This is a genomic window from Massilia aurea (assembly GCF_014200505.1).
GTDB lineage: Bacteria > Pseudomonadota > Gammaproteobacteria > Burkholderiales > Burkholderiaceae_D > Telluria > Telluria aurea_B.
Map to the genome: position 1 here is coordinate 123,270 of NZ_JACHBX010000005.1, position 20,922 is coordinate 144,191.

At 63.9% G+C, this 20,922-nt stretch carries 19 protein-coding genes; 10 read left to right on the forward strand and 9 right to left on the reverse strand.

Annotation, left to right across the window (positions count from 1 at the left end; translation table 11 throughout):
* Positions 1 to 66 precede the first annotated feature (66 nt).
* From HD842_RS20490 to HD842_RS20500, 3 genes are read left to right on the forward strand one after another with little or no spacing between them, the layout of a single operon-like run.
* Positions 67 to 2,403, forward strand: coding sequence for an ATP-binding protein (locus tag HD842_RS20490; RefSeq protein WP_183556799.1), 2,337 nt, complete (start codon positions 67 to 69; stop codon positions 2,401 to 2,403).
* Complete coding sequence (locus tag HD842_RS20495; RefSeq protein WP_183556801.1) at positions 2,400 to 2,867, forward strand: response regulator; 468 nt, start codon at positions 2,400 to 2,402, stop codon at positions 2,865 to 2,867. The genes HD842_RS20490 and HD842_RS20495 overlap by 4 nt, the downstream gene beginning before the upstream one ends.
* Positions 2,858 to 4,534 (forward strand): ATP-binding response regulator, encoded by a 1,677-nt coding sequence (locus tag HD842_RS20500; protein WP_183556803.1) that lies wholly within the window; start codon positions 2,858 to 2,860, stop codon positions 4,532 to 4,534. Before HD842_RS20495 ends, HD842_RS20500 begins: the two co-directional genes overlap by 10 nt.
* Here the strand turns inward: HD842_RS20500 and HD842_RS20505 are convergent.
* Positions 4,526 to 4,981, reverse strand: coding sequence for a hypothetical protein (locus HD842_RS20505; protein ID WP_183556805.1), 456 nt, complete (start codon positions 4,979 to 4,981; stop codon positions 4,526 to 4,528). The genes HD842_RS20500 and HD842_RS20505 overlap by 9 nt on opposite strands.
* A 248-nt stretch (positions 4,982 to 5,229) precedes the next feature.
* Between HD842_RS20505 and HD842_RS20510 the strand changes: the two genes are divergently transcribed.
* The 3 genes from HD842_RS20510 to HD842_RS20520 are packed head-to-tail and all read left to right on the forward strand — an operon-like array spanning position 5,230 to position 8,781.
* Positions 5,230 to 7,041 (forward strand): CIA30 family protein, encoded by a 1,812-nt coding sequence (locus tag HD842_RS20510; protein ID WP_183556807.1) that lies wholly within the window; start codon positions 5,230 to 5,232, stop codon positions 7,039 to 7,041.
* A gap of 16 nt (positions 7,042 to 7,057) precedes the next feature.
* Entirely contained in the window at positions 7,058 to 8,179 is a 1,122-nt protein-coding gene (locus HD842_RS20515; RefSeq protein ID WP_183556809.1) for a sensor histidine kinase, read from the forward strand.
* Positions 8,176 to 8,781, forward strand: a complete 606-nt coding sequence (locus tag HD842_RS20520) for a response regulator transcription factor (RefSeq protein ID WP_183556811.1) — start codon at positions 8,176 to 8,178, stop codon at positions 8,779 to 8,781. The genes HD842_RS20515 and HD842_RS20520 overlap by 4 nt, the downstream gene beginning before the upstream one ends.
* Positions 8,782 to 8,901: 120 nt before the next feature.
* Here the strand turns inward: HD842_RS20520 and HD842_RS20525 are convergent, their stop codons facing one another.
* Positions 8,902 to 9,738, reverse strand: a complete 837-nt coding sequence (locus tag HD842_RS20525; RefSeq protein ID WP_183556813.1) for a dienelactone hydrolase family protein — start codon at positions 9,736 to 9,738, stop codon at positions 8,902 to 8,904.
* Between the two features lie 1,196 nt (positions 9,739 to 10,934).
* Between HD842_RS20525 and HD842_RS20530 the strand changes: the two genes are divergently transcribed.
* The 3 genes from HD842_RS20530 to HD842_RS20540 all read left to right on the forward strand — a co-directional run bounded on the left by HD842_RS20530 (position 10,935) and on the right by HD842_RS20540 (position 12,669).
* On the forward strand, positions 10,935 to 11,219 hold the full coding sequence (locus HD842_RS20530; protein ID WP_183556815.1) for an EexN family lipoprotein: 285 nt from the start codon (positions 10,935 to 10,937) through the stop codon (positions 11,217 to 11,219).
* 306 nt (positions 11,220 to 11,525) lie between these two features.
* Positions 11,526 to 12,065 (forward strand): GNAT family N-acetyltransferase, encoded by a 540-nt coding sequence (locus tag HD842_RS20535; RefSeq protein ID WP_183556817.1) that lies wholly within the window; start codon positions 11,526 to 11,528, stop codon positions 12,063 to 12,065.
* A 253-nt stretch (positions 12,066 to 12,318) separates the two neighbouring features.
* Positions 12,319 to 12,669 carry a hypothetical protein gene (locus HD842_RS20540; protein WP_183556819.1) on the forward strand — a complete coding sequence of 117 codons (351 nt, stop codon included), beginning with the start codon at positions 12,319 to 12,321 and terminating at the stop codon, positions 12,667 to 12,669.
* Between the two features lie 421 nt (positions 12,670 to 13,090).
* Here the strand turns inward: HD842_RS20540 and HD842_RS20545 are convergent, their stop codons facing one another.
* From HD842_RS20545 to HD842_RS20560, 4 genes are all read right to left on the reverse strand, one after another.
* Positions 13,091 to 13,591: a hypothetical protein gene (locus tag HD842_RS20545; RefSeq protein ID WP_229424868.1), complete on the reverse strand. Its 501-nt coding sequence runs from the start codon at positions 13,589 to 13,591 to the stop codon at positions 13,091 to 13,093.
* 61 nt (positions 13,592 to 13,652) lie between these two features.
* Positions 13,653 to 13,994 (reverse strand): SMR family transporter, encoded by a 342-nt coding sequence (locus HD842_RS20550; RefSeq protein WP_183556821.1) that lies wholly within the window; start codon positions 13,992 to 13,994, stop codon positions 13,653 to 13,655.
* A gap of 38 nt (positions 13,995 to 14,032) precedes the next feature.
* A complete protein-coding gene (locus HD842_RS20555; protein ID WP_183556824.1) occupies positions 14,033 to 14,485 on the reverse strand; it encodes a DUF2147 domain-containing protein in 453 nt (150 codons plus the stop codon).
* A 106-nt stretch (positions 14,486 to 14,591) separates the two neighbouring features.
* Positions 14,592 to 14,786 carry a hypothetical protein gene (locus HD842_RS20560; RefSeq protein WP_183556826.1) on the reverse strand — a complete coding sequence of 65 codons (195 nt, stop codon included), beginning with the start codon at positions 14,784 to 14,786 and terminating at the stop codon, positions 14,592 to 14,594.
* 232 nt (positions 14,787 to 15,018) lie between these two features.
* Here HD842_RS20560 and HD842_RS20565 point away from each other — a divergent pair, with 232 nt between their 5' ends.
* Complete coding sequence (locus HD842_RS20565; protein WP_183556828.1) at positions 15,019 to 16,497, forward strand: alanine/glycine:cation symporter family protein; 1,479 nt, start codon at positions 15,019 to 15,021, stop codon at positions 16,495 to 16,497.
* Here HD842_RS20565 and HD842_RS20570 read toward each other — a convergent pair.
* The 3 genes from HD842_RS20570 to HD842_RS20580 are packed head-to-tail and all read right to left on the reverse strand — an operon-like array spanning position 16,494 to position 20,919.
* The gene (locus HD842_RS20570; protein ID WP_183556830.1) at positions 16,494 to 18,896 is read right to left on the reverse strand and encodes an ABC transporter permease; all 2,403 of its coding nucleotides are present in this window, start codon (positions 18,894 to 18,896) and stop codon (positions 16,494 to 16,496) included. The genes HD842_RS20565 and HD842_RS20570 overlap by 4 nt on opposite strands.
* 10 nt (positions 18,897 to 18,906) lie before the next feature.
* A complete protein-coding gene (locus HD842_RS20575) occupies positions 18,907 to 19,587 on the reverse strand; it encodes an ABC transporter ATP-binding protein (RefSeq protein ID WP_183556832.1) in 681 nt (226 codons plus the stop codon).
* Positions 19,588 to 19,626: 39 nt separating this feature from the next.
* On the reverse strand, positions 19,627 to 20,919 hold the full coding sequence (locus HD842_RS20580) for an efflux RND transporter periplasmic adaptor subunit (RefSeq protein ID WP_229424869.1): 1,293 nt from the start codon (positions 20,917 to 20,919) through the stop codon (positions 19,627 to 19,629).
* Positions 20,920 to 20,922: the final 3 nt, after the last annotated feature.

Here is a 20,922-nt window from a genome sequence, read left to right on the forward strand (position 1 = left end):
TTCTCATGTAAGTGCTACTCTTCGCCCCTTCGTCTAGCAAACGGCCATGCGATAAAGAGTTACTCAATGAGTCGCAGCACCCTGCCGTTCCCGTACAGTATCAAGCGCCATGGCGTCTCCCTGTCCAACTGCGATGATGAGCCGGTGCAGACCCCGGGCTGCATCCAGGCGCATGGCTTGCTGCTGGCGCTCAGTCTTGACGACCTGATCGTGCGTCAGGCCAGTGAAAACTGGCCGCAGCGTACCGGCCTGGCCATGAGCCAGGTACTGGACCAGCCCCTGGCCGCCGTCGTCGGCCCCGATGCGGCGCAGTGCATCGTGCATGCGATGCGCACCGAAGTCCTGGAGCGCAATGCGCTGTACGTGCTCACGGCGCCGCTGCCCCATGCTCCTTGCCGCGACATCGCGATGGACTTTTCGGTGCACCAGGCCGACGGCGTCCTGATCGTCGAGATCGAGCCGGCCAGCCAGCCGGGCGACACGGTCGTGACCGACAGCGACTATTATTCGATGGTGAAAACGACGCTGGTGCGCCTGAAGTCGGCCAGCAGCCTGAGCGCCTTCTGCGACATCGCCGCCAACGAGGTACGCCGCACGACGGGCCTGGACCGCGTGATGATCTACCGCTTCCATCGCGACGAGACGGGCGAAGTGATCGCCGACGCGCACCGCAGCGACCTCAATTCGTGGCTGGGATTGCGTTATCCGGCCAGCGACATTCCGGTGCCCGCGCGCGCCATCTTCAAGCGCATCGGCGTGCGGCCCTTGCCGGACGTGGACGGCGCGCTGATGGAGATCGCGCCGCTGCTGAACCCCGTGACGGGGCGGCCACTGGACATGACCTATTGCGCACTGCGCGGCGCGTCCGTCATGTATACCGATTACCTGCGCAACATGGGCGTGGCGGCCACACTGACGATGCCGATCCTGCGTGATGGCCGCCTGTGGGGCCTGATCGCGTGCCACCATTACGCGCCGATCGTGCTGCCCTATACCTTGCGCGCGGCCGCCGAATTCCTCGGCCAGGTCACGTCCCTCGAAATCGCCTCGGCCGAGGGCCGGGAACACCTGGAATACCGGCTGAAGCTCGAGGCCGCGCACCAGGCCGTGCTGGGCCAGGCTCTCGCGGACGGCAACTACGCGGCGCTGACGCATGGTGCGCCTTCGCTGCTCGACGGGATCGACGCGGGCGGCGTGGCGGTATCGGAGAATGGGCAGTGGAGCATGGCGGGCGCCACGCCGGATGCGCAGCAGCTCACGGCACTGGCAGCCTGGCTGACGCTGCACAGCGCGCGCCTTGCCGATGGCGGCACGGTCATCGCGCTGGACGACCTGGGCCGCGCGTATCCCGAGGGGGGCGACGCGCTCGGTTGCTGCAGCGGCCTGCTGGCATTTCCGATCTCGCAGCGCAGCCAGGGCGACTGGGTCATCTGGTTCCGCCCCGAGCAGCTGCAGACGTATCGTTGGGGCGGCAATCCGTACGAAGCCGGCAAGGCCACCGCGGAGCACGGCACGCGCCTGACGCCGCGCCAGAGCTTCGCCGTGTGGCAGGAAGAAGTGCGGGGCCGCGCCGAACCATGGAAGCCGGTCGAGATCGAGGCGGCCAAGAACCTGCGCCTGTTGATGCTCGACGTCGTCGTCGCACGCGCTGAACAGCTGGCGGCGCTGAACACGGATCTGGTGCGCAGCAACGATGAACTCGATGCGTTTGCCTACGTCGCCGGCCATGATCTGAAAGAGCCGCTGCGCGGCATCCACAAGTACGCCCACTTCCTGCTCGAAGAAACGAAGGCGGGCCGCCCGCTCGACGCCCAGGGCCGCGAACGCATCGACGCCATGCTGCGCCTCACGGTGCGCATGGACAGCCTGCTCGACGCGCTGCTGCACTTTTCGCGCGTCGGCCGGCTCTCGCTCGCGCGCCAGCCAATCGCGCTGGGCGACGTGGTGGCCGAGGCGACCGACATGCTGGGCGCGAGTCTGCTCGGACGCGACATCGACGTGCAGATTCCCCGCCCGCTGCCAACGATCTCGTGCGACCGTATTCGCGTGCGCGAAGTATTCGCCAACCTGATCTCCAACGCCGCCAAGTACAACGACAAGCCGCAGCGCCACATCGAGATCGGCTACCTCGATCCGGTCGATGGCGCGGATGTCGTTTCCACGTTCTACGTGCGCGACAACGGCATCGGCATCGACACCAAGCACAGTGAGCGCGTCTTCATGATGTTCAAGCGCCTGCACACGCGCGACGCGTACGGGGGCGGCAGTGGCGCCGGCCTGGCGATCGTCAAGAAGCTCGTCGAGCAGCACAATGGCCACAGCTGGTTCACGTCCGAACTGGGCGTGGGCACCACGTTTTATTTCACGCTGATCGGCGCCGGCATGAAGCAGCCAGGCGCATGACGCCCCTGGTGCGGAGCGACTTGCCGCCCATTCTGGTCGTCGACGACAGCGACGAGGATTTCGACACCGTCTCAATTGCCGCGCGGCGCGCCGGCATCGGCAACCTGCTGGTGCATGCCATGGATGCCGACGACGCCAGGCGCCAGCTGTTCGCCGTGCCTGGCGCAGACTACGCCTTCATGCTCCTGGACTGCAACCTGCCGGGTGAAGACGGCCTGACGCTGCTGGAAGAAGTGCGCCGCCATCCGCAGCGCCGCACGCTGCCCGTCATCGTGCTGACAGCCAGCATCAACCCGCGCGACCGGGACGCGTTCTATGCGGCCGGCGGCAACGCCTATCACGTCAAACTGGTGAACTTCGAGGACGGCCTGGCCAACCTCGAGAGCATCTTTCGCTACTGGCTGACGCACGTCGTCCTGCCGGGCGCGGACACATCATCGACTGGAAAACCCTTATGCCCGTGACCTGTGACACCGATCGTCCCTGGCGCATCCTGCTGGTCGATGACAATGCGCTGGACCGCGCGGATGCCAAAGCGGCGCTGCTGGGCGGGCACGATCGCCGCTACCAGTTCGTCGAAGCGACGTCCGCGAACGAGGCGATGCATCTGTGCGCGAGTTCGGCGCCGTTCGACTGCATGCTGCTCGACTTCTTTTTGCCCGATGGCGATGCGCACGACGTGCTGGCGCGCCTGCCGTGCGACGCCGACAAGATTCCGCACCTGCCGGTCGTGATCCTGACCGGCGTGGCGGGCACGGAGAGCCGCGCGTCGCTGCGCCACGGCGCCCAGGATTTCGTGGGCAAGGCCTGGCTGGGCCGCGAAAGTCTAACCTGGGCCGTCGAAAACGCCATCGAGCGGCGCAAGATCGCGCGCGAAGTCATGGCCGAACGCCACCTGATGGACAACCAGCGCCAGTACCTGTTCGAGGCCGAACGCACCGCGCGCCTGGAAAGCGAACGGGTGGCGCTGCTGAAGGACGAATTTCTCGCCACGCTCAGCCATGAGCTGCGCACGCCACTGGCCGTGATCGTCGGCTGGGCCGGCGTGCTGCAACGCGCGCAGGACAACCCTGCCACGGTCAAGCGCGGCGTCGACGCCATCGCGCGCAATGCCGGGCTGCAGGCCAAGCTGATCAACGATCTACTGGACATGAACCGCATCGTGACCGGCAAGTTGATCCTGGATCTGCAGCGGGTTGACCTGGGCGTGCTGCTCGATTCGGCCGCCGAATTCTTGCGTCCGCTCGCCATCGAGAAGGGCGTCGAGATCCGGATCGACACGCATGACGGCGCGCCGCTGGAACTCGATGGCGATCCGGTCCGCCTGCAGCAGATCTTCGCCAATTTGCTGGGCAACGCGCTCAAGTTCACCCCTGGCGGCGGCGCGATCACCCTGACGGCGCGGCGCCGCGACGATGCGCAGGTCGCGGTGACGGTGCACGACAACGGCGAGGGCATCGATGCGTCATTCCTGCCGCAGTTGTTTACGCGCTTCAGCCAGGAAAACAGCAAGGCTGCGCGCGTGCATGGCGGGCTGGGGATCGGGCTGTCGATCGTCAAGCAGTTGACCGAGCTGCATGGCGGCACCGTCAGCGGCGACAGCGCCGGCGTGGGCCAGGGCGCGACCTTCACGGTGATGCTGCCACTGCGCGCCATCGAACAGGTGGGCGGCGACGCGGCTGGCACGGTCGCGCAAGCAGGAGCAGAAGCAGAGGCAGAATCAGAGGCGGATCAACTGATGCTGATCGACCTGCGCGGCGTCAGCGTGCTGCTGGTGGACGACAACGAAGACATCCTGGAGCTGAGCCGGCGCGTGCTGGAAGAGCGGGGCGCCGCTGTCGTTACCGTGAATTCGGTCGTGGCGGCGCTCGCGCAATTAAGCGCTGTGCGCCCGCAGGTGCTGGTCAGCGATATCAGCATGCCCAAGCTCAATGGCTACGACCTGATCCGCACGGTGCGCAATGACATGCGGCTCGATGAATACATGCTGCCGGCGGTGGCGATGTCCGCGTTTGCGCGGCCACTGGACCAGCAGCGCGCCTTGCAGGCGGGGTATCAGGCGTATGTGATCAAGCCGCTGCAGCCGCATCTGCTGATCCGGGCGGTGGCGCGTCTGGCAGGGCTAGTGTAATGACGCCAACTGCCGCGCAGCGCGCCAGCGCAGCCAGGCCTGCGTCTGCGCGCGCAGCACCGGATAGACGAACGTCAGGTACAGCGTCAGCGTGAAGCCAAGCAGCACGCCGGCGGTCCACATGAAGGCAGGCGCGGCGCCGCGCCACAGCAAGGCAGCGCAAAAGGCGAGGGGCACGGCCAGCAGCAGGGCGGCCAGTGCGCGCAGCAGGCCAGAGCGGCGCAGCAAGTGGCCGGCCATCCCGGTCACGAAGAAGGCGCACGCGCCGAGCACGAGGCAGGCCAGCGTTGCTGCCGCCTTGCCCGCGTGCGGCGTCATGGCGCCGGCCGGGAGCAGGATCGCCGGGGCGACGAGCACCAGCATGCCGGCGGCAAAGCACAGCAGCCGCAGGATCGTCATGGCGATTTTTCGCGCGGCAAAGTTGACAGGGGTGGTGTTCTGGCTCATACGAGATCGATTGCATTATTCAGCCAGCACGGCAGTGTGACAAAGATAGCACACAGGCAATATTGCGGTCTTAATTACTGTCTTTGGCACACGACAGATTTGTCCTTGTTTTGCCGTGAATGTGTCGTTCAGATGTAGCACGGGCCTGGTCGCACATGACAGTTGTCATCCGATAGTGATGGCAAGTGCGCCTGTCGGCATACCCGCGCGATCGCCATACTGGTTTCACACCAACCCGTGAGGAAACCATGTCCACCATCGTCGCAAAAGCGGCAGTTGCCGCAGCCGGTCTGTCCCTCTCCTGCCTGGCGCTGGGCGCCGCCACCCTGGTCCAGGACGTACGCGTCTTCGACGGCAGGGCCGTGCACGAACGGCGCTCGGTGCTGTTCGATGATGCGCGCGTCGTCGATGCGGATTTTCTCGGGTCGGCCCCGGCAGGGGCGCGCATCGTCCAGGGGGCCGGGCGCACGCTGCTGCCGGGCCTGATCGACGCCCACACCCACGCGTTCAGGCAATTCGACCTGCCGGTGCTGTTTGGCGTGACGACCCAAATCGACATGTTCACCGCCGTGCCGGTCATGCAGGACGCCAAACGCAGCATGGCTGCAGGCAGGCATGCGGGCCAGGCCGACCTGTTCTCGGCCGGCACCCTGGCCACGGCGCCGGGCGGCCATGGCACCCAGTTCGGCGTGCCGATCCCGACCCTGAACAGCCCGGACGAGGCGCAGGCCTTTGTCGATGCCCGCATCGCCGAAGGCTCCGACTTCATCAAGATCGTGCTGGAAGCGGGCGGGCACGGTATCGGCGCAATGAACTCGCTCGACATCGCAACCGCCACCGCGCTGATCGAGGCGGCGCACCGGCGCGGCAAGCTGGCCGTGGTCCATGTCAGCACCGAAAAAGATGCCCGTGCTGCGCTCGAGGCGGGCGCCGACGCGCTGGTCCATCTGTTTCTGGGCGCGGCGCCCGATGCCACAGCGGTCGACAGCCTGGCCAGGCTGGCCAAACGCAAGAATGCCTTCGTGATCCCGACCTTTACCGTGATGGAAAGCATGGCCGGCGTGCGCGGCGACGACTTGCTGGGCGATGCGGACCTGGCGGCGCTGGTCGAACGCGAGGGCGCGACGACCCTCAAGGCGCGCTACGGCCAGCAGGCGCAGCCCCAATTGCTGGCCATGCCGAAGGCGGTTACCGCCGCATTGGCGAAGGCGGGCGTGCCCATCCTGGCCGGCACCGATGCCGGCAATGCGGGCACGCTGTACGGCATCAGCATGCACCGCGAACTGGCTGCGCTGGTGGAGGCGGGTTTGACGCCGACTGCTGCACTGGCCGCCGCCACGAGCGCGCCGGCCGCCGCCTTCCGGCTGGGCCGGCGCGGTTGTATCGCCACGGGCTGCAAGGCCGACCTGCTGCTGGTCGAGGGCGACCCGACACGCGACATCACGGCCACGCGCCGCATCGTCGAGGTGTGGAAAGACGGGCAGAGCGCGAATGCCCTGCGCGACGCCAGGCGTGAACAGGTCGCGCAGGAGCGCGGCGCATCGACGCGCCAGGGCTTGCCGGCCGATGGACGCATCAGCCAGTTCAGCGCGGCGAAACTGGCCAGTCCATTTGGCAGCGGCTGGATGCCATCGACTGACCAGTACGCCGGCGGCAAGTCGACCGTCAAGCTCGACGTGCTGCCGGCGCTGTCCGACGGGCAGGTACCGCTGGCGGTGCAGGCCAGCGTCGCCCCCGGCCTGCCGTATGCGTGGTCGAGCGTCGCCTTCATGCCCGGTGCGCAGCCGATGCAGCCGGCCGACCTGAGCGCGGCCCGGGTCTTGCGCTTCAAGGTGCGCGGTGACGGTAAAACCTACCAGGTGATGCTCATGGGCGCGGCCAATGGCCGGCCAAGCAGTGTGCCATTCGTCGCCGGCCCGGAATGGGCGGAAATCAGCGTGCCACTGTCGGCCTTTGCCGGCATCGATCCGGCGGCGGTTGCCATGCTAGCATTCAGTGCCGGGCCACAGCCGGGCGAGTACCGCTTCGAACTCGCCGACGTGCGCCTGCTGGCGCAATAACGATCACGGAGTCACGATGACGACGACCTTCAGGCAGGTGCTGGCGCGACCGTGGATGCCGGCCGACTACGGCGCATTGCAGTACACGTGGCTGCTGTCGCTGGGCTACCTGTTCTGGAAGTTTTATTACGTGAGGCCCGGCGTGGTCGAGGCGGCTCTGCTGGCGCTGACGATCATCCTGTTCGTGCCGCTGTACTGCGCCAGCTTCTGGCCCCGCGGCTGGCGCGTCGGCGCCTGCGTGGCAGCCACGTGCCTGATCGGCGCTGCCTGGGCGCCGTGGAATCCGGGCGCTGCCTGCTTCTTCATCTTTGCCTGCGCCATGTGCGCCCGCATTCCCGGCACGGCTCGCCCCGTGTGCGCCATGCTGGGCGTGATTGCCGGCGGCGCGGTCGTTGCCTTGCTGATCCCGCAGATGCAGATGGTGTTCCTGCTGCCGATCCTGATGGCCGGCATGCCGGTCGGCCTGTCGTGCATCATGGATGCCCGGCTGCGCACGTCGCGCACGCTGCTCATGCGCAAGCAGGAAGAGGTCGAGCACATGGCGCGCATCGCCGAGCGCGAACGCATCTCGCGCGACCTGCACGACCTGCTGGGCCACTCGCTGTCGATGATTGCGCTGAAGGCCGAACTGGCGCGCAAGCTGGCGCGGCGCGATCTGGCGGCCTGCGAGCGCGAAATCGCCGACATCGAAACCAATGCGCGCGGTGCGCTGGCCGAGGTACGCGCCGCCGTGACGGGGTTTCGCCACGGTGGCCTGGTGCAGGCGCTGGCCAGTGCGCGCGCCAGCCTGCTGGCAGCCGACGTACTCCTCGACGAGCGCATCGAGCGCATCGACCTGGCACCGGCGGCCGAACACGTGGTGGCGCTGGCCGTGCGCGAAGCCGTGACGAACATCGTGCGCCATGCCGGGGCGTCCCACTGCACGCTGAGTCTGGTGCAAGAGCAGCAGGATGGGCAGACGCACGCCGTGCTGCGCGTGCTCGACGACGGCAAGCTGCGCAGCACGGATGGCCTGCAGCAGGGTAACGGCCTGGCCGGCATGCGCGAGCGGGTGGCGGCGCTCGGTGGGCGCTTGTCGCTGCAGGCCGGCGCCGGCCTGGCGCTCGAATTGCACGTGCCGGCGGGAGCATCGGCATGATCCGCATCCTGATCGCCGAAGACCAGACGCTGGTGCTTGGCGCGCTGAGCGCGCTGCTGCGGCTCGAGCCCGACTTCGATGTCGTGGGCGGCGCTGCGGATGGGCGTGCAGCGCTGGCACTGTGCGAGCGCCTGGTGCCGGACATCGTGCTGACCGATATCGAGATGCCGCACATGACGGGCCTCGAACTGGCGCAGGGCCTGGTTCAGCGCAAGCTGGCGTGCCGTGTCGTGGTCGTGACCACGTTTGCGCGCAGCGGCTACCTGCGCCGCGCGATGGAAGCGGGCGTGCGCGGCTATCTGCTGAAAGACGCACCGGTCGACGCGCTGGCGGCGGCAATCCGCGTCGTGCACGGCGGTGGCCGCGCAATCGCGCCCGAGTTGGCGCTGGAAAGCTGGAACAGCGGCAGCGATCCGCTGACCGAGCGCGAGCGGCAGGTATTGCGGCTGGCGGGGGAAGGGCGCAGCAGCAGCGAGATCGCGCGCCAGGTGCATCTGTCGGAAGGCACGGTGCGCAACTACCTGTCCGAGGCGATCAGCAAGCTGGGGGCCGGGAACCGCGTCGAAGCCTACCGGTTGGCGCGCGATGCCGGCTGGTTGTAGTCGTCGGCGTTGCCGACAAAGGACGCATGTCTGCAATGCCTCGGCCGGGATGGGGAAGTCAGTGCCTCAACCACGTTCGCATCGCGCCCGGCCACCGCCATCCACCTCTCGTCAAACGGTCTAAGGCTCACGGTTGATGCCGAGTTGTATCTGCATGAAGGATATGACCCGACGACGGGCATCCACTGGATCTTTCCCTGTCGGGGCGAAGTCAAAACCATGGCCAGCTTTTGGATAAACCACCATCTCCACTTGGTTACCCAGCGTCTGCGCTTTTAAAAAAGCCGCGTTGCCGTCGCTTAGTGGCACCAACTTGTCGTCAGCACCATGAAGTATCAGCAATGGCGGCAGCTTGCGTATTGCACGCTCCAGTTCATCGGATTGTGGCAGGCGCGCATAGAATACGGCCAAGGCCGCGATATCTGGATTATCGGCAGCGCTGGCAATCGCGAGTTTGCCTCCCTGCGAAAATCCGATCAGTGCAACGCGACCGTCGGCCCTTGGTTGCCTGGCGACGATACGCGCGATCTCGCGAACCAAGCGTGTCCATTCCTTGAACCTCACATCATAGTCGATGGTCTTGAATTGCCGGGCCGCGACGGCCCTGACATCGCTGGCCGAATAGTAATTGACCACGTAAGCATCGATTCCCTTGGAAGCCAGCGCACGTCCATACCGCTGGAAGTCCGCAGCGCAAGCTTCAACGCACTGATAGCCGTGCAGTAAGAGAACAGAAGGGCGTCTGACTTTCCCCGGCGCAGAGTAATGCATCACGGCGACCGAACGTTCGCTGTTTTTGCTTAGCATCGAATTTTCCGCGTTCGTTTCCGAAGCGGCTGCCAACCGAAACGAAAAGGCCAGAAAGAAGATAGTGATAAAGCCAAACGTCCTGCAAAGTGACATAGAAAAATTTCGAGTTGGGTTGACTATTTGGTCGCGTTTCTGGCCGAATGGCACAAGGTTTCCAGTATCGCATTTGTTCGAAAGCCTACGTTACCAAGTTTCAAGTCTGAGAGCGCTGAACGACTATGCAGCCTGGCGCACGTGAGTGCAAGACAGCCTGGGACATTGAATCCTGAGTCACCTGTGATTTTCCGAAATAGATGCGACGTTGGAAATTGCTGCGACGACCGCAGGCGTGAAGTAGCGAAGTTCACCGCTTCTTGCTGGGTTACACTGAGTGCGAAGAACTTCCGCTTTCGGCCAAAAGCAGTTCTTCGGATCATCTTAGATGCTTTCTTCTATTCTGAACATATGTTAAAAAAATCAGTCATTGCTGGGGCAATTGGAATTTTCGTAAGCGTTATCGCTGTTTCGCTTTGGATGCAAAAAAGCTCCATCGGCGTGTTGATGATGAGTTTTTTTGGGATGGAGTGAAGAGTCAAGAAATTTCCCCCAGCTATGTGGCCGCTTTGGGTCGGTACCGGCCCGTCGTGATAGTCAGTGCTTTTTTAAGCGAAGCAGCCTGCTAAGCTGACACAAACGGCCTGTTTCGGCCAAAAGCGGTCCTTCGTGACAGTCCGTGAATTTCTCGATCCGGCAACCTGCTATGCTGGCTGAATGTTCAGATGCGGCTTAAAGCAGCCCATATGGAATCTACAGACAACTTAAATTAACTCAGAGTGAGAAGGCGCCATGAATATAAGCAAGAACTTTATCACCCAGAGCATCCTTGTTGGATTAGTCATTGCCGTGCTCGTCGTTGCTTATGAATATAATTTTGGTTCAATATCTGGCAATTATTGGATAAGAGGCATAGGCACAGGAATAATCTGCGGTTTTGCAACAGTCATTTTTTTATCGATGTGGAATAAAAAACGTTGATGAGTATCTGAATATGTTCGGCTCCTGCCCTTCGTGACAGTCTGCGATTTTTCTGCCCTGGCGACATAAATTCCAGACCAAGAGCTTCGCCCTTCGTCCAGCAAGGTCCGCTTAGAGCCGATAGCTGCCGGTCGAGACAGTGTGTGAATTTTCTAGATCGACGATCCGCTAGACTGATACGAACGGCCGAATTTGACCAAGTCCGGACATTGGTTTTTTGCAATTTTTCGGTTTTGATAAACCGTCTTTTTCGAGAGTTAGAGCCCGCTATGCTGCGTCCAGCGGCTAGCAATGCGGGTCGATTTTCCCTTTCACTTTCTAGAACTAAAATGAAAAAATCTACTATTTCAATGGTCATGGTGGCCGTCCTCTCAATCCTAAGCGGCTGCCAAGAAGAAAAGCCGGTCGACGTTGTACAGACGGTGGATTGGTACAAAGCCAATAAAGCCGAACGTTTGGAAATGCTCGCCAAGTGCAAAAATAATCCAGGCGAGCTGGCAGCTACGCCGAACTGCATTAATGCAAGTAGAGCCGCATCCGCAATTACATGGGGTGCAAAAGGCGGCATTCAGGTGGAGCCACTGACAGCCGAGGACCTTAAAAAAAATAGGTGATTTGAGTATGACGAACGCTGCATTAAACAAGCTGCAGATAGGGCGCGTGGAATCGCTATATGATTTGAATGAGCACATTACGACGCTTTCTACCGGTACTTTTTAGCTATAGCACTGTGATTGCCACGCGGCCGTCCACTTTGGGTCGTACCAGCCAGTCACGGCCACCGCTAAATTTTCAACCGGGCAGCCTGCTATACTGGCTCGACCGGCCGGACTCGGCCAGAAGCGGAAGTTCGAGCCACAGCATAATTTGTCAAAATAAAGGACGTCGTGCAACCTCAGCCGCTCATAACGAACTCAGGCGTGTCTATCATCCCCGTTGCGGTCGAACACGCAATTGCCCTCGCGTCATTGGTCGAGAAAAATATCGAGCACCTAGCGGCCTTTCTTCCTGCTGTCTCAAATCTATCCTCAGTCGAGGCCGCAAATGATCATCTTTGCTCTGCCTTGGAACGAGCCTCAAAAGGTGATATTTTTGAGTGGCACCTTTTTGTTGAAGGGGCATTATGCGGATCGATACGTCTCAAGGATATCGACAAAGAGGATCAAAAAGCGAAGATTGGATATTTTATTGATCGGCAATACGCCGGGAGAGGCATAGTCACTTCAGCGGTGTCTACAGTCCTCGGATTCTGCTTCGGACCACTCAACCTGAACAGGATAGAGCTGCGGTGTGCGATAGGAAATGCGCCTAGCATGCGGGTTGCCGAGAAATTGGGATTTATGCATGAGGGGACCTTACGACAAGAAGAATGCCTGAACGGTGTTTTCGTGGACCAACACATTTATGCGCTGTTGAAGCACGATTTCGAACTTTATTCACACTCTTCAATGTCCCGTTAGCGTCCTCGTAAGATCTGGTTAGGGTCGGTAGCGGCCTGTCGTGACAGTCAGTGCTTTTTCAAGCGAAGCAACCTGCTAAGCTGACACAAACGGCCTGTTTCGGCCAAAAGCGGTCGTTAGGCAGCACTTACCTACACACTCAACAATTTCGCCAAGTAACCCAATGTCTGATCAGAAGTTCACTGATAAGTTCGGTGCTATGACTTAAGTCTCGGCAGGAGGCAGGTATGAAACGGAACTTGAAGTCCCCCACATGGGGTCGTTGAAATCAACTATTTCCGCTGAAGAGTTCGAGGAAGGCTTGGAAAAAACATCGGCGTTTATAGCTTGGTTGAGCGAGAACGATTCCGAATTTAAGATTTCCTTGGAGCATGAAATCCAGAACTATGACCTTATCTGGGACGACGTTTGGGACTCAGTCTTAGGTAACGAATGGGTTGATGCAGAGGATGGCTTTCTTGGCGAATACCTTCGTTATGAATCTGTCGACTTCCTGCACGGCGCCGTACACATCTGGATCGACACTAGCGGCCTCCACATGGACCACAAGATCAGAGCAACCATTAGCGACACGATGCAGATTCGATGCTGCGAGCTGATGTGAACTTGTAGTGCGAGACGTACCCCCGTTTCTATTAGAAAGGTCCGCGCGAAGCTCTGCTATGGGTCGGAAGCAGCCGGTTCCGGTCCCTGTCTCTGTTGGTGGCGTCACGACGTTGTGAGGTTAGGGACGCAGCGGGCCGCGGCTATTTCGGTATCCCTAAGGGTCGGTCGCAGGCATTCAGCGAAAATTCGTCGCAGCTATCAGCAAAATCTGGTGGGCGCAGCCCGGCGCCGCAGTACTTTTCGTCGCATCTATTCCAGAAAGTCACATCACCTCGTTAGAGTACGTCCGCTTGCGCAGATATGCTACGAGATCATCGGCAAGGAATGCCGAAGCTCGCCCGACCTTGGTGCCTGGCAGTTTGCCTGCCGCGGCCAGCGATAGCGCGTACTGCCTGTCAATTCGAGAGATTCGGCGCACTCTATGATTTCGAATGAAAGTCGCCGCGCGGCCGGCTCAGCTGGTTCCAGGCAGGTGTTTTACCACCGCGCCGGGGCGGCGCTGGTGGCTGTGGCACATGCATCAACGGATAGATGAAACTGCAATAAAGCAGGACCGTGTGCACCAGGAAGAACGTGCACAGGTAGACCATCAGCATATTGCTGCCATGCCAGATGACGATACCGCTGGCGCCGAACGGCACCATCAGCAGCAGCGCCGCGAACGAGCGCAGCATGGCGTCGCGCCCCATGCGGTGGCCCGCCATCGCCACCAGAAAGAACCCGCCCGAGCCCAGCGCCACGCCTACCAGCACGATGTACGGTTCGAGCCAGTCGGGGATGCCATGCGCTGTCGAGGCCAGCAGCGCAGCCGGCAGCAGGATGGCAAACACGCCGGCCGCCATGCTCAGAAGCCGCAGCACGCGCATTTCGCGCCCGCGAAAAACGGGGCGTGCGGTACGCGTGATCGGGATGGGTGTCATGGTGCGAATGATCGGGATGGGGCCGGATGTAACGTCCGGGCGCACGACGCGGTTGACATGGTCAGTGGCCGACGCTTTTTGAAAACAGGTTGATGACCAGCACGCCGGCGATGATCAGGGCCAGGCCGGCGATGGCCGCCAGATCCAGGCTTTGCTTGAAATACAACCAGCTGACGATCGAAATGAGCACGATGCCCACGCCCGACCAGATCGCGTAGGCGATGCCGGTTGGCAGCACGCGCAGGCTGAAGGTGAGCAGGTAGAACGACAGGGCGTAGCAGCCGACCGTGATCAGGCTGGGCAGGGGGCGGGTGAAGCTGTCGGAGGCTTTGAGGGCCGTGGTGCCGATCACTTCGGCAACGATGGCAAATCCGAGATAGAGGTAAGCGAGGTGCAGGGTCATGGACAATAAAACGGCCCGTCGCCGGGCCGTGGTAATGATTACTGCTCGCGCTGCCAGGTCTGGGTGCGCCCGAACATCGGCGCGCCGATGTAGCCGCGCACTTCGAGCTTGTTGCCGTTGTCGGCCAGCGTGGCTTTGCTCTTGTAGGTCTTGCCGGCGGCCGGGTCGAGGATTTCGCCGCCGGTGTAGTCGCCGCCGTCTTTCTTCAGGCCCGACAGGATCGTCATGCCGATGATCGGCTGGTCCTTGCGCGCGTCGCTGCATTTCCCGCACAGCGGGTTCTGCTCTTCGGATGGCGCGCGGTACAGTTTTTCGATCTTGCCGGTCAGGACGCCGCCTTCTTCGGTGATCCGCACCAGCGCTTTTGGCTTGCCGGTCTTGTCATCGATGGTTTTCCAGGTGCCGACAGGCGAGGTGGCCTGTGCCCACGCAGCGGCGGGCAGGGCGAGCATGGTGGCGGCGATCAGGCTTGCTTGAATCAGGTGGCGCATGGTGGTGTCTCCAGTGTTGTTGTAGGTACGGCGCCAGTGTAGCCTACCGCTTCGCCCGTGTGACAGGTTGACGCCCGAGGATGTCTTCCAATCGCGCAGCACGCGATCATGGCGCGTTGCGCACGTCTTCCGGTGTGACCTGGTGGCGTCGTTCGGCCGGGCGGGTGAGCACGCGCAGGCTCACTTCCAGCGGCACGCCGAGCGTTGCCAGTTCGCGCGCCGCAGGGCGGGCCTCGATCGACACGTCGTGCAGCACGGCGTCGATGAGGAGGGAGGTCTTGTAATCGCTTCGTCGGTCCATGGTGGGGTCGTATCATGTCCACCACGCTTTAGATCGTCAGCAATTGGTGCGCCGATTGGGCACGCCTGCACCAGCAGCGCCCATTTTCCGTCCATCCTGAGCCAGCCCGGCGCATGGCGCCACAGGGCCGAAAAAATGATGTTAATTCCCTACGGAATCATGTAACTTGTGCGACGTCACGGCGGCGATATGCCGCCCTTCCTGAACCCCTCAACGCAGGAGTCGCACCCCCATGCTCGACCTGGTCAACGCAGTCAACGGTATCATCTGGAGCCCCATCATGATCGCCCTGTGCCTCGGGGCGGGCTTGTATTTCTCGATCCGCGGCCGCTTCCTGCAGGTGCGGCACATCCGCGAGATGCTGCGCCTGATGCGAGAAGGGAAGAGCTCGGAGCAGGGCGTGTCGTCGTTCCAGGCGCTGGCCATGACGCTGGCCGGCCGCGTCGGCACCGGCAATATCGCGGGCGTGGCAACCGCCATCACGTTCGGCGGCCCCGGCGCCGTGTTCTGGATGTGGGCCGTGGCCTTCCTGGGCGCCAGTTCGGCCTTCGTCGAATCGACGCTGGGCCAGGTCTACAAGGAGCAGATCGGCAACCAGTACCGCGGCGGCCCGGCGTTCTATATCGAAAAAGGCCTGGGCATGAAGCGCTACGCCTGGACCTTCGCCATCGCCACGCTGTTCGCCACGGGCCTGTTGCTGCCGGGTGTGCAGGCCAACTCGATCGCCGAAGGCCTCAAGACCGCCGCCGGCATCGATCCGCTCTATACCGGCATCGGCCTGGCCGTGGTGCTGGCCGCGATCATCTTCGGTGGCGTCAAGCGCATCGCCCATTTCGCCGAGATCGTGGTGCCATTCATGGCGGCCGCCTACATCCTCGTGGCCGTCGTGGTGGTGGCGATGAACATCGAAGCGCTGCCTGGCGTGCTGCGCCTGATCGTCAGCTCGGCCTTCGGCCTGGACGCGGGCTTTGGCGCCATGCTCGGCATGGCGATCCAGTGGGGTGTCAAGCGTGGCATCTATTCGAACGAAGCCGGGCAGGGCACTGGCCCACATGCGTCGTCGGCGGCCGAAGTGAGCCACCCGGCCAAGCAGGGCCTGGTGCAGGGCTTTTCGGTCTACATCGACACGCTGTTCGTGTGTTCGGCCACCGCCTTCATGCTCCTGGTCACAGGTCAGTACAACGTCGAAAATACTGACGGCACGGCGCGCTTCATCGGCGTGCAGGGCGTGGCGTCGGGCCCGGGCTATGTGCAGACCGCGCTCGAAAATGTGCTGCCGGGCTTCGGTGCGCTGTTCGTCGCGATCGCGCTGCTGTTCTTCGCGTTCACGACCATCGTCGCCTACTACTACATCGCCGAAACCAATATCGCTTACATGGACCGCCATAACCGCCATCCGTGGCTGGGCGTGCTCCTCAAGCTGTGCATCGTCTCGGCCACCATCTATGGCGCGGTCAAGACCGCTGACGTAGCCTGGGGCCTGGGCGACATCGGCGTCGGCCTGATGGCCTGGCTGAACATCGTCGCGATCTTCCTGCTGCGCAAGGACGCCTTCAAGTGCCTGCGCGACTACGAAGCGCAGAAGAAGGCCGGCAAGGAACCCGAGTTCGACCCGGTCGCACTCGGGATCAAGAATGCGCATTACTGGGAAGCGCGCGCGAGCGCGCTGAAGGCCAAGCCGGCCAGCGCGCCCGCAGACGTCGCGCGCTAGTCGCGCAGCGCCAGCACTGGCCGCATGCGCATTGCCGCCAGTGCGTGCCGCAGCGCTGCTGCCAGCACCACGATGCAGGCCAGCGCCAGCCCGATCGCCAGCGTCCAGCCACCCACCGGCGCCTGTTCGGCAAAGCCGCCCAGATAGCGCCGGATCGCCAGGTACGCCAGCGGCAGACCGATGGCCGCGCCGGCGCCCACCAGCAGCGCGAACTCGCGCGCCACCAGCAGGCCGATGGCGCCGTTGCCCGCGCCGTACAGCTTGCGCAGCACGATTTCGCGCGTCCGGCGCTGCACGCTGTAGGCAGCCAGCACATAGATGCCAAAGGCGGCGATGGCGCTGGCAATCACGCTGGCCGCGCCCAGGAGCTTGGCCAGGCGCAGGTCATCGGCGTAGAACAGGTCGGACGCCACTTTCTGCATGCGCATCACCGACAATGTCTCGTTCGGGAAGTGGCGCGGCCACAGCGCTTCGATGGCCCGCGCCGCCGCATCCGGATCACGGCGGGCGCGCACGATGAACATGCCCACCTGGTCGCGCACATAGTAGGCAATCGGCGGTTGGGCGTCGCGCGCCGAGCGGTGGCGCAGGTCCGGTGCCACCCCGACGATCTGCATGCCGTTGCCCGATCCGCCCGGCCTGACGAGGGTCTTGCCAATGGCATCCTCCGGGCTGGCGTAGCCCAGCTTGCGGGCTGCGGACGCATTGATCACCACGCGCCCCGGCTCGTTCTGCCGGTCGAGTGCCGGATCGTACAGGCGGCCTGCCACCGGCTTGATTCCCAGCACCCCGAAGAATTCGGGGCTGACGGCGTACAGTCCGAGGTCGGCGGCGATGCCCCCTTCACGGCGCAGGCTGACGATATTGTGGCCGACGCTGAAGGGCATGTGCGACAGCGCCACGCCGGCAACGTCCGGCAGGCGCGCGATCTCGTCCCGCAAGGCGCGGATGCGCGGGTCGCGCGCATCGTTCGCGGCTGGCGCCATCAACAGGGGCGTCATGTCGAAGCCGGGATCCAGGGTGCTTGCATGGCGCGTCTGCCAGGCCACGGCGAGCGTGGTTGCAATCAGGCCCATGGCGGTGGCCAGCTGCACCACGGTGAGCGCGCGCCGCGCCCACAGCCCGCGCGCCGTTTCGCTGTTGCCGCGGCCGGCCAGCGCCGCGCTGGCGCACACACGCAGCGCCGACCAGGTGGGCCAGGCGCCAGCCAACAGGCCGAGCACCAGGCCAAGCGCCAGCGTGGCCGCCAGCGCGCCGGGGCTGAACATGCGGTCCAGTTCGCGCTGCACAAGGTCGGAAAACACCGGCAGCAGCAGCCACGCCAGCAACAGGCCAAGCAGCGTCGCCACCAGGCACACCAGCACCGATTCGGCCAGGAACTGGCGCGCCACGGCCGGCGCCGAGGCGCCCAGCACCTTGCGCACGGCGATTTCACGCTGGCGCGCCAGGGTGCGCACGGTGGCCAGGTTGACATAGTTGGTCGCCGCCAGCAGCAGGATCAGGCCGGCCACCGCGGCCAGCCCGAACATTCCCTGGCGATTGCCGCGCAGTGCAAACGTGCTGTCCAGATCGGGATCGAGATAGGCATCCGCAAGGGGGCTCAGGCGATACTCGATGAAGTCGCGGCCGCCCAGCGCGGCGACCTGCTCGGCATATTCGCGCCGCACCAGCGATGACTGGCGCAAGCCGCGCCGTACGTTGTCCAGCACTGCTTGCGGATCAGCCCCCGGCAGCAGTTTGAGGTAGACGCTGCCGGCCGTGAAGCCCCACGACCTTTCCATGCTGCTTCGCGACGCCTCCTTCAGGAATGGCCCCTTGATGCCGGACAGCGCTTCGTAGGGCGTGGTGGTTGCCGCCGGCTGGTCGGCCAGCACCGCCGCCACGCTGTAGGTCGCGCCATCGCCCTGCAAGGTCGCGCCGACCACGTCGACGCGGCCGAACAGCTTGATGGCGGTGGCGCGCGTCAGGGCCAGCGCGCCGGGCCGGCTCAGGGCCAGCGTCAGGTCGCCGGCCAGCACCTTCGGTTGAAAGATCTGCTCGAACGCCGGATCGACCAGGGTCAGGCCGAAGGCGCGCACGTCCTTGCCGACCCGCGCATCGAGCCCGCGCTGCATGAAGGCCGTGGCCAGCACCGGCTGGCCGCTGGCCAGCGCCGCGTCGCGCGCCGGCATGCTGGCCGTGGCCCACCCGTCGCCCAGCAGCGGCAGGTTCCAGTGTTCCAGCAGCTGGTAGACGCGTTCGTGTTGCGGCACGTGCCGATCATACGAAAACGCATGGCGCACCAGCCCAAGCAGCAGGAAGCAGGTCGCGATGCCCACCGCCAGTCCCAGGATGACGACGGCCGAATACGAGCGGTCCTTGGCCAGCAGACGCCAGCCGATACGAAAGTCACGCAGCATGCCGGTCTCCTTACGCCGCGCGCAGCGCGTCGACCACGATGCGCCCGTCGAGCAGGTGCAGCGTGCGCGAGGCCTGCGCCGCGTGGGCGGGCGAGTGGGTCACCATGACAACCGTCGTGCCTTCGGCATTGATGGTGCGCAGCAGGCGCATCACCTCGTCGCCGTGCGCGGTATCGAGGTTGCCCGTCGGTTCATCGGCCAGCAGCATCGACGGCCTGGCCACGAGTGCGCGCGCGATCGCCACGCGCTGCTGCTGGCCGCCCGACAATTGCGACGGACGGTGCCCGCTGCGGTGGCTGATGCCAAGGCGTTCGAGCATCGCGCCCACGCGGCGGCGCCGTTCGGCAGCCGGGGTGCCCGTGTATTCGAGCGCCAGTTCGACATTCTCGAACACGCACAGTTCTTCGATCAGGTTAAAGCTCTGGAAAATGAAACCGACCGCGCCGCGGCGCAGCGCGTTCAGGCGCGCCTCGCTCCAGCCGGCGACATTCTGGCCATCGAACCAGTAGTCGCCCGACGTCGGCACATCGAGCAGTCCGAGCACGCCAAGCAGGGTGGATTTGCCGCAGCCGGATGGACCGGTGATGGCGACGTATTCGCCGGCGCCGATCTCGAGATCGATGCGGTCCAGGGCCGTGGTGCGGACTTCGCCGGCCACGTGGATCTTGGTAACGCCTGAGAGCTTGAGCATGTAAATTCCTGGTTGATGGTGGGGATGATAAACGCTGGACTAATGTGTCAGCCGCAGCCGCTCGGTCTTGCCGAAGGCGTCGTAGCCGGACACGATGACCTGTTCGCCTGCCGCCAGGCCGGCGAGTACTTCGACCTGCGTATTGCTGCGCCGCCCCAGGCGCACGGCGCGCCGCTCGGCATGGCCGCCATCGGGCGCGACCACGAACACCCAGGCGCCGCCGCCGTCGTTGGCAAACGCGCCGTTGGGCAGCAACAGGGCCTTTGCCGACTGGCCGAGCGTGAGCTGCACGTCCATGCCCTGGCCGGGGCTGATCACGGCCGGCTGGCCGCGCACGAATGCCAGTTCGGCGGTGAAGCGGCCTTCCTTGATCTGCGGGTAGACGGTCAGCACTTCCAGCGGCCAGCTCTGGCCATCCTGTACCAGCCGGCCCTGGCGGCCGGGCGCAATGCGGCTCAGGTAAAACTCGTCGACCTGCGCGCGCAGCTTGAAGCGGTTCGGATCGTCGATGCGGCCGATGGCCTGGTCCTGGCGCACGGCTTGCCCGACCAGCAGGCGAAAGTCGGTCAGCACGCCGGCGCTGGGCGCGCGCACGGCCAGCGCATCGACGGTGGCGCCCACCAACGCCAGGCCCGAGGCCAGGCCGTCGATCGCCCCCTCCATCTGCGTCAACGCGCGCCGGCGCACGCTTTGTTCGAGGTCGATGCCGCGCTGTTCCTGGGCCAGCAGATGACGCGCCTGCGTGAGCTTGTCGTGCGATTCTTCCAGCGCCACCGCCGAGATGAACCCCTTGCCGGCAAGCTGGCTGCTGCGCGCGTACTGCTTCTCGGCCTGCGTGAGCGCGAACGTCAGTTCGCTCAGGCGCCGCCCGTAGTCGAGGCGCACTGCCTCTTGCGCTACCTGCAGATTGGCCAGGTTGGAAATTTGCTGCGCGTGCTCCGCCTGGCGCGCCAGCAGGTCAAGGTTGCGCTGCGGGTTCGACAGGCGGAACAGCAGGTCGCCTTTCTTGACGGCCTGCCCGTCGCGCGCAAACACTTCTTCGACCCGCCCCGATTCGACCGCATCGAGCATGATCGAATTGAGTGGTTCGGCCAGCGCGCGCACGACGATCTCGTCGCGAAACACGCCGGCAGCGACGCTGGCAATGCGCACGTCGCGCGTTTCGACTTCCAGGCCGCGCGGCAGCAGCTGCCATAGCAGCCAGGCGACAAGGCAGCCGGCAAGCGGCAGGGCAAGCAGCAGGGCAAAGCGTGCTGCGCGCAGCCCGGGACGTTGTGGGAGCGGGGTGTCCATGGCGACGCCGGTGACGGCGGGGTGGGAAATGTGGTCCATGCC

Coding starts and splice junctions, on each gene's coding strand:
- HD842_RS20490 (WP_183556799.1), top strand. CDS start 67: ATGAGTCGCAGCACCCTGCCGTTCCCGTACAGTATCAAGCGCCATGGC.
- HD842_RS20495 (WP_183556801.1), top strand. CDS start 2,400: ATGACGCCCCTGGTGCGGAGCGACTTGCCGCCCATTCTGGTCGTCGAC.
- HD842_RS20500 (WP_183556803.1), top strand. CDS start 2,858: ATGCCCGTGACCTGTGACACCGATCGTCCCTGGCGCATCCTGCTGGTC.
- HD842_RS20505 (WP_183556805.1), bottom strand. CDS start 4,981: ATGAGCCAGAACACCACCCCTGTCAACTTTGCCGCGCGAAAAATCGCC.
- HD842_RS20510 (WP_183556807.1), top strand. CDS start 5,230: ATGTCCACCATCGTCGCAAAAGCGGCAGTTGCCGCAGCCGGTCTGTCC.
- HD842_RS20515 (WP_183556809.1), top strand. CDS start 7,058: ATGACGACGACCTTCAGGCAGGTGCTGGCGCGACCGTGGATGCCGGCC.
- HD842_RS20520 (WP_183556811.1), top strand. CDS start 8,176: ATGATCCGCATCCTGATCGCCGAAGACCAGACGCTGGTGCTTGGCGCG.
- HD842_RS20530 (WP_183556815.1), top strand. CDS start 10,935: ATGAAAAAATCTACTATTTCAATGGTCATGGTGGCCGTCCTCTCAATC.
- HD842_RS20540 (WP_183556819.1), top strand. CDS start 12,319: ATGGGGTCGTTGAAATCAACTATTTCCGCTGAAGAGTTCGAGGAAGGC.
- HD842_RS20545 (WP_229424868.1), bottom strand. CDS start 13,591: ATGACACCCATCCCGATCACGCGTACCGCACGCCCCGTTTTTCGCGGG.
- HD842_RS20550 (WP_183556821.1), bottom strand. CDS start 13,994: ATGACCCTGCACCTCGCTTACCTCTATCTCGGATTTGCCATCGTTGCC.
- HD842_RS20555 (WP_183556824.1), bottom strand. CDS start 14,485: ATGCGCCACCTGATTCAAGCAAGCCTGATCGCCGCCACCATGCTCGCC.
- HD842_RS20560 (WP_183556826.1), bottom strand. CDS start 14,786: ATGGACCGACGAAGCGATTACAAGACCTCCCTCCTCATCGACGCCGTG.
- HD842_RS20565 (WP_183556828.1), top strand. CDS start 15,019: ATGCTCGACCTGGTCAACGCAGTCAACGGTATCATCTGGAGCCCCATC.
- HD842_RS20570 (WP_183556830.1), bottom strand. CDS start 18,896: ATGCTGCGTGACTTTCGTATCGGCTGGCGTCTGCTGGCCAAGGACCGC.
- HD842_RS20575 (WP_183556832.1), bottom strand. CDS start 19,587: ATGCTCAAGCTCTCAGGCGTTACCAAGATCCACGTGGCCGGCGAAGTC.
- HD842_RS20580 (WP_229424869.1), bottom strand. CDS start 20,919: ATGGACCACATTTCCCACCCCGCCGTCACCGGCGTCGCCATGGACACC.